The sequence below is a fragment of the Citrobacter sp. L55 genome, from assembly GCF_002850715.1.
GTDB classification, from domain to species: Bacteria; Pseudomonadota; Gammaproteobacteria; order Enterobacterales; family Enterobacteriaceae; genus Citrobacter; species Citrobacter braakii.
The window spans coordinates 1-6654 of sequence record NZ_KZ559437.1 but is presented as its reverse complement, the minus strand read 5'-3'; the positions used below and the strand labels follow the sequence as shown (position 1 = coordinate 6654).

The following is a 6654-nucleotide window of genomic DNA, read 5'->3' as shown; positions in this document are numbered from 1 at the left end:
AGCGAACGACCTACACCGAGCCGAGATACCAGTGTGTGAGCTATGAGAAAGCGCCACACTTCCCGAACGGGAGAAAGGCGGAACAGGTATCCGGTAAGCGGCAGGGTCGGAACAGGAGAGCGCACGAGGGAGCCGCCGGAGAGAAATCACCGGTATCTTTAAGTCCTGTCGGGTTTCGCCCTCCTCTGACTTGAGCGTCTATTTTTGTGATGCTCGTCAGGGGAGGCGGAGCCTATGGAAAAACGGCAACGCCGCATCCTTTTTCCAGCCCTTCCTGATTCGACCGCTATCCCTTTATCTTGTCATTCGTAAGCCGGTAACGCCCGCCGCAGCCGAACGGCAGGAGCGCAGCGACCGAGTGAGCGAGGAGGCGTCATTTCATCTGCCCGCACATAGTGTTGCGGACGCTCCCGAGCCACATATCCCTCCTGCCACATGAAGCACTTTCCTGATAACCACACTCATGCCACCATAGTAAGCCAGTATACACTCCGCTAGCGCTGCGTGACTGGTTCAGGGCTGCGCCCCGAAACCCGCTAAAAGCCTGACGCGCCTGCGGCTTGTCCAACGCCACGCCGACCGGGAAAAGATTTCCCGCCCGTCCCGGCGTTATCAGGAGGCCTGATTGTCCGAGAAACGCACCAAAATGCTCACCCTGTGGGTGACGGAAGACGAGCACCGGCGACTGCTGGAACGCTGCGACGGCAAACAGCTCGCGGCGTGGATGCGCCAGACGTGCCTGGACGAGAAGCCGGCCCGCGCCGGCAAACTTCCCACGCTTGCGCCTGCGCTGCTGCGCCAGCTTGCCGGAATGGGGAACAACCTGAACCAGATAGCACGTCGGGTGAATGCCGGTGCCGGGAGCGGCCATGACCGTGTGCAGGTGGTGGCCGCTCTGATGGCCATTGACGCCGGACTTGAGCGGCTGCGGCATGCTGTACTGGAGAAAAGGCGGGACGATGATCGTTAAATTTCACGCCAGAGGTCGCGGCGGCGGTTCCGGTCCGGTGGACTATCTGCTGGGTAAGGAGCGTAACCGTGAGGGTGCCCGCGTGCTGCAGGGGAAACCGGAGGAGGTACGGGAGCTGATTGACGCCTCGCCGTATGCGAAGAAATACACGTCCGGGGTACTGTCGTTTGCGGAGGCAGATTTACCGCCGGGCCAGCGTGAGAAGCTGACAGAGAGCTTCGAGCGGGTTCTGATGCCCGGACTCGATAAAGACCAGTACAGCATTCTGTGGGTGGAGCACCGGGACAAGGGGCGGCTGGAGCTGAATTTTCTTATCCCGAACACCGAGCTGCTGACCGGAAAGCGGCTGCAGCCGTACTACGACCGTGCCGACCGTCCGCGCATCGATGCGTGGCAGACCATAGTGAACGGCAGGCTGGGGCTACACGACCCGAACGCACCGGAGAACAGACGTATGCTGGTCACGCCGAACACCCTGCCAAAAACGAAGCAGGAGGCCGCCGAGGCGATTACCGACGGTCTGGTACGTCTCTGTGTGGCCGGAGAGCTTAAAACGCGTCAGGACGTTACTGAGGCGCTCACGGCGGCAGGTTTTGACGTGGTGCGGACCACGAAAAACAGTATCAGCATTGCCGACCCGGACGGGGGGCGGAACATCCGACTGAAGGGAGCGATTTATGAGCAGTCTTTTGAAGCTGGCGACGGACCTGGAGCAGAAATCGAGAGAGCAGCAGCAGTCTACCGAGAAAATGCTGAAAGCCGCATTCAGCGGGCACGAGAAGTCTGTCAGCGAGGCACTGAACTCAAGTCTGTCGAGAATCAGCGACGCCATCAGCGCCCACGAGAAGGGTATGACCGAAGCCATGCAGTCGAACAGGCTGAGCGTGATGCGTATGGTCGGGCGGACGTGGATGACCATCACCCTGGTGTCCGGGCTGCTGTTCGCCAGCCTGAGCGGGGTGCTGTGGTACCAGGGGAGCCTGATAGCGTCGAACCTGGCGGAAATCGACCGGCAGAACGCGGCGCTGTCGAAGCTGAACGCGAAGACATGGGGCGTGACGCACCTGGAAGACAGCAACGGACGCTTTCTGGTGCTGCCGAAGGGAGTGAAAGCCGAAGCGGGTTTGAAGACGGGCAACGGGAAGCGGAACGCGGTGAAGCTGGTGAAGGAGTAACGGAGCATGACAGAGCTGGAAAGACAGTTGCTGAGCGCGTTAGAGCAGCTACAGCAGGACTACTCGCAAAGGCTGGACGAGTGGGAGAGCGCCTTCGGGGAATTGCGGACGATGTGTGGTCTTATGCAACGGGACAACGAACGGCTGAGCGGGCAGGTCATGCGCTTGAGTCAGCAGGTGGAGCGCTTGAGCGGGCAACTGAGTCGTTTGAGCCGGTAGTGCAGCGGCACGAACTGGCGGAGGCGGAAAAGAAACAGCGGGAGCATGAGAAAACCCTGGAGCTGGGAGACAGGGAGTACGGTGACTGAGAATTTTGCCGGAAACAGACGTTTTGTTACCTGATTACGTTGAAATCCGGCGTTATTCACCTGGCTGCATGGTCATGCAAATGGTTAAAATTTACCGGGCGCGTTTCCGGTGATTTTCCGGGTGGTTTGTTGCCTGTTTTATCCCGTAGTCACCGGAAACGCCGTCAGCCTGTTTTCGCGGTGCCGATAACGGATGTTATGGTAAATCAGCCTGACCGGCACGGTCACTCTGAGCCGCTGCTGAACAGCCGCGACCAGAATCCGCGTTTCTTTTCCTGCGCCAGCGCATCCGTCAGCCGGCTGATTTCCGCCTGCAGGTGGTCGCGCTCCTCATCGAGCTGCCGGCGTTCGGCTTCGCGGGCGGTCCTGTCCTCGAGCATCAGGGTGACGGTCTGCTGCAGTTCGTTCAGCTGCTTCTGAATCGCGGCTAACTGGGGATTTTCCGCTGGCATATCGCCTTTTTTTGACTGTCCCTTCCTGTGCCGTGGTGGTGTCGCACCCGTATTGAGTTCACCGTAGACCCGGATCAGTTCGCTGGTCTCAAACTCCCGACGGCCATCCTTCCCTGTCCTGTAGCTGACAAGGCCTTTCGCCATATCGCGGTATAACTGCGAGCGCGATTTTCCGGTTAATTTCAGGGTGTCCTGAACAGTGTGCCATGCCATAAAAGTGACGTTGTCCCGTTAGTGTCTCATCGTAAAAGCATAACCTGTTTTCAGCGCCGGCGGATCGCCGGTTTCCAGGTGAAGGTTGTCTCCACTGCCTCATGCGCCTGACGGCGGGCCTGCTGTGCTTCAGCGGCTTTCCGGTCGGCCTCAATAGAGGCCATTACCCTGTCCCGTACCTGCAGCTTAATGTCCTTCGGCAGCTTTTTGTTGCCTTTCAGACCCATCGCCAGCGCCTGCGCGACAAAGGCATCCGCCAGTCGTTTCTCTTCGGCTGCAGTCAGCTTTTTGTATCTCATCGTGTGTCTCCGGGACGGCCAGATATTAAGTAACATATTACGCCATATAGGAAATTCGGGTTATGTCGCATCCGGTGTATGATGACGGTAATTTAACCATATTAAACAGAAGGAATTGTCCGTGAAGATCTGTTTCCCGGCCCGAAAGGCGAACGGTAAAGACTACAGCACGCTGGATGAAATGATGGCGCAGGTGGGACGCGAACCCCACGGCACGTGGCTGGCGGGGACCAATGGCATGTGGCACGGCGGCATTCATATCAGCCGTGAAAGTGCGCCGGCGTCCTTTCTGACTCCGGAGAACGTTGATTCGGCGGTACCACTGCCGTTTATGGCCGGGGGTGAGGTGGTGGCTTACCGTCTGAACAGTCAGTATCTGACCGATACCTGGCTGGGGCAGACGCTGCAGTATTCCAGCACGTTTGTGCTGGTGAAGTCGGTCTGTACGCCCGATCCAGACAAGCCGGATAACAGCCTGGAGTTTTATGCGCTCTATCTCGGGCTGACCCCGCCGTCAGCCTTTCCGGCGCTCCAGTGCTATCAGGTGACTGCCGGAGGCAATGGTCTGCGAACCCGACACTACAGCGGGCAGGAGAAGACAGGAGAGCCTGCGCCGGTACCAACGGGAAAACTGGCAACCGGGCAGAAAGTGGTGGTCCTGCGTGAGAACCTCTTCGGGCTGGACGGACATATCCCGACCTTCGGGCTTGCCCGGCTCCTGAATGAACACGACGAGATGACCGGGGAGGCGTTCTGGGTGTCGCTTGATCCGTTGTATATGACCCCGGAGGGTAAGCACACTGCGCCCCTGCCGGCATGGATGCAGCAGGCGGTGACACAGGGCATCTACGACACGGTAGTGATACCCGCCACCAGAATGACCGTTGCCGCCGGCGATGCGGTGGGGTTCCTCGGGGAAGACATTGTCCCCGGCGGGCTGAATAAGGCGGAAACAGATCCGTATGTGCATATCGAGGTGCTAAGTACCGATGACCGGCTGCCGGATTTTCTGCGTAATGCAGCCGGTGTCACAGGCGGGGAAAAATATCTTCATATTCGCCCGGAGAGCAGTCTGTATACCCGCAGTGGCGATACCTTCACCAAAACCAGCGGGAAGGTACGGAAAGATATTCACAAAATCCTGCCGCAGGCCAAATGTCCGTCATTCACCGACGGCGCCGGCAAGCGCTGGTTCGATATCGGGGAGGGCGCCTGGCTGAGTGGCGACGACGTGAAGGCGGATATCAGCCAGTATGACCTAAAAAATCGGGGGTTCTCAGCGTTTGAGCAGCCCGCCACAGCCAGTATGGAGAAATCCCTGCATGAGAACTGGGTGAAATCGGTGTTTAACCACCTTTCCGAATGGGTACGGCCAGAGCGTGGTATTCGTGAGAAGCAGGTGTCGAATTATTATCAGGCGCTGATACGCAAGATGGATCAGAATCACGACGGCGAGCTGTCCGGGGAGGAGCTGCATGTGGCCCTGCAGTACCCTGAGATGGACGTGAGGGATCTGGTTGCGGGTCTGGTCATCAAACACGACAGCGAGTGGTCTGGCGGCAGCAGCCATCTGCGCTGGACGGACTACCTGAAACACATGGATTTGCTGCTGACCGGCTATGTCAGGACGTGGCTCGACAACATGGAGTGGATGAGTCAGGTACCGCCTTTCGACAAGGGAAAACCCGTCTGGCACATGCATCCGGTTAAGTTTCTTGATGCCCTAAAATCGCAAAAGAAAACTCTGAAAGGAAAACTGACCTACAATGCAGAAGGAAATGATATTCCATCATCTATGTATTATAGCCGAGTAATCCATTGGCCGGGTAATGATCTATCAGGTGTTACCCTTGGTAGAGGTTATGATATGGGGGACCGTTCTGAAGCTGATGTATATAGAGATATGGTTGCATCAGGAATACCTAACGGCCAGGCAGGTAAAATATCTAAAGGCGCAGGCCTAAAAGGAAATGCTGCGCGTGATTTTGTTCTCTCAAATAAAAATGACATAGGGGAGATTACGTTAGAGCAACAAGAGTCTCTCTTTGCCCTCATATATCCTAAATATGTAGAGCGTGCCATTTCAAACTATAATAAATGGACTAATGGTGTTTCTGGTGCGAAACCGTGGGTAGAGTTAATGCCTCCAATCCAAGAAGTACTGGTTGATTTTGTTTATCAGGGCTTTACTAAAGGGCCAAAACCAATGCTTGCTGGTTCAAATAATAACAAGCAAGAATTAATTGACTACATAAGAAATACCAATGCTATTTCTCAGTATGAACCGGGTAGACATAGGGCTGATTATTTGGAGACTAGCGAATGAAACGTATTTTTGTTGCTGTTGTGTTTTTTTCAGCGTTTTCATATGGCGCGGATGTTTGTAACAATGTGAATAATTCTATTCAAGTGGGATTGTGCGCTGAAAATAAAAAAAATGAAGCTGATAAGTATTTGAATGAGCAGTACTCAATTTTGATGGGTAAAATAAATGCAGAATATATAAATGATGTTGGGTTGAGGAATGAATTAATTGCTAGTGTTAAAACGTCGCAAAGAAATTGGATTAAATTTAGAGACTCCAATTGTAAATTGTACTCATTCCAGATTGATAGCAATAGCCCTGCATATCAAACCACTATTAATGAGTGTATCGCTAGAATGTCAGAGAGCAGGGGAAAGGAGTTAGCTGCAATTTCTAATGATATGTAGATAGTTAGGCTGTTTTGAAAGGATCTTCTTGAGATCCTTTTTGTCTGCGCGTAATCTCTTGCTCTGTAAACGAAAAAACCGCCTGGGGAGGCGGTTTGATCGAAGGTTAAGTCAGTTGGGGAACTGCTTAACCTGGTAACTGTCTTGTGCGAGACGAGTCACCAAAACTGTCCTTCCAGTGTAGCCGCACTCCGGCCACCACTTCAAGTACTCTCTAAACCTCTCTCGCACATCTACTGTTACCAATGGCTGCTGCCAGTGGCGTTTTTGCGTGCCTTTCCGGGTTGGACTCAAGTTGATAGTTACCGGAACGGGCGCAGCAGTCGGGCTGAACGGGGGGTTCGTGCATACAGCCCAGCTTGGAGCGAACGACCTACACCGAGCCGAGATACCAGTGTGTGAGCTATGAGAAAGCGCCACACTTCCCGAACGGGAGAAAGGCGGAACAGGTATCCGGTAAGCGGCAGGGTCGGAACAGGAGAGCGCACGAGGGAGCCGCCGGAGAGAAATCACCGGTATCTTTAA

General features: G+C 55.0%; 7 protein-coding genes. 5 read left to right on the top strand and 2 right to left on the bottom strand.

Features of this window, described 5'->3' with window-relative positions; all coding sequences use genetic code 11:
- The first annotated feature begins 646 nt into the window (after nt 1–646).
- From B9P82_RS27665 to B9P82_RS28385, 3 genes are all read left to right on the top strand, one after another.
- Nucleotides 647–970 carry a MobC family plasmid mobilization relaxosome protein gene (locus B9P82_RS27665; RefSeq protein ID WP_210405012.1) on the top strand — a complete coding sequence of 108 codons (324 nt, stop codon included), beginning with the start codon at nt 647–649 and terminating at the stop codon, nt 968–970.
- 677 nt (nt 971–1647) lie between these two features.
- Entirely contained in the window at nt 1648–2145 is a 498-nt protein-coding gene (locus tag B9P82_RS28390; RefSeq protein WP_143704300.1) for an MbeB family mobilization protein, read from the top strand.
- A 6-nt stretch (nt 2146–2151) separates the two neighbouring features.
- The gene (locus tag B9P82_RS28385; protein WP_143704299.1) at nt 2152–2364 is read left to right on the top strand and encodes an MbeD family mobilization/exclusion protein; all 213 of its coding nucleotides are present in this window, start codon (nt 2152–2154) and stop codon (nt 2362–2364) included.
- Nucleotides 2365–2677: 313 nt separating this feature from the next.
- Here the strand turns inward: B9P82_RS28385 and B9P82_RS27655 are convergent, their stop codons facing one another.
- Nucleotides 2678–3118: an entry exclusion protein 1 gene (locus tag B9P82_RS27655; protein WP_101701433.1), complete on the bottom strand. Its 441-nt coding sequence runs from the start codon at nt 3116–3118 to the stop codon at nt 2678–2680.
- A gap of 50 nt (nt 3119–3168) precedes the next feature.
- Complete coding sequence (locus B9P82_RS27650; protein WP_101701432.1) at nt 3169–3417, bottom strand: hypothetical protein; 249 nt, start codon at nt 3415–3417, stop codon at nt 3169–3171.
- Nucleotides 3418–3538: 121 nt separating this feature from the next.
- Here B9P82_RS27650 and B9P82_RS28775 point away from each other — a divergent pair, with 121 nt between their 5' ends.
- Nucleotides 3539–5743 (top strand): pesticin C-terminus-like muramidase, encoded by a 2205-nt coding sequence (locus B9P82_RS28775; RefSeq protein WP_210405011.1) that lies wholly within the window; start codon nt 3539–3541, stop codon nt 5741–5743.
- Nucleotides 5740–6129, top strand: coding sequence for a lysozyme inhibitor LprI family protein (locus tag B9P82_RS27640; protein ID WP_101701431.1), 390 nt, complete (start codon nt 5740–5742; stop codon nt 6127–6129). Before B9P82_RS28775 ends, B9P82_RS27640 begins: the two co-directional genes overlap by 4 nt.
- Nucleotides 6130–6654 lie beyond the last annotated feature (525 nt).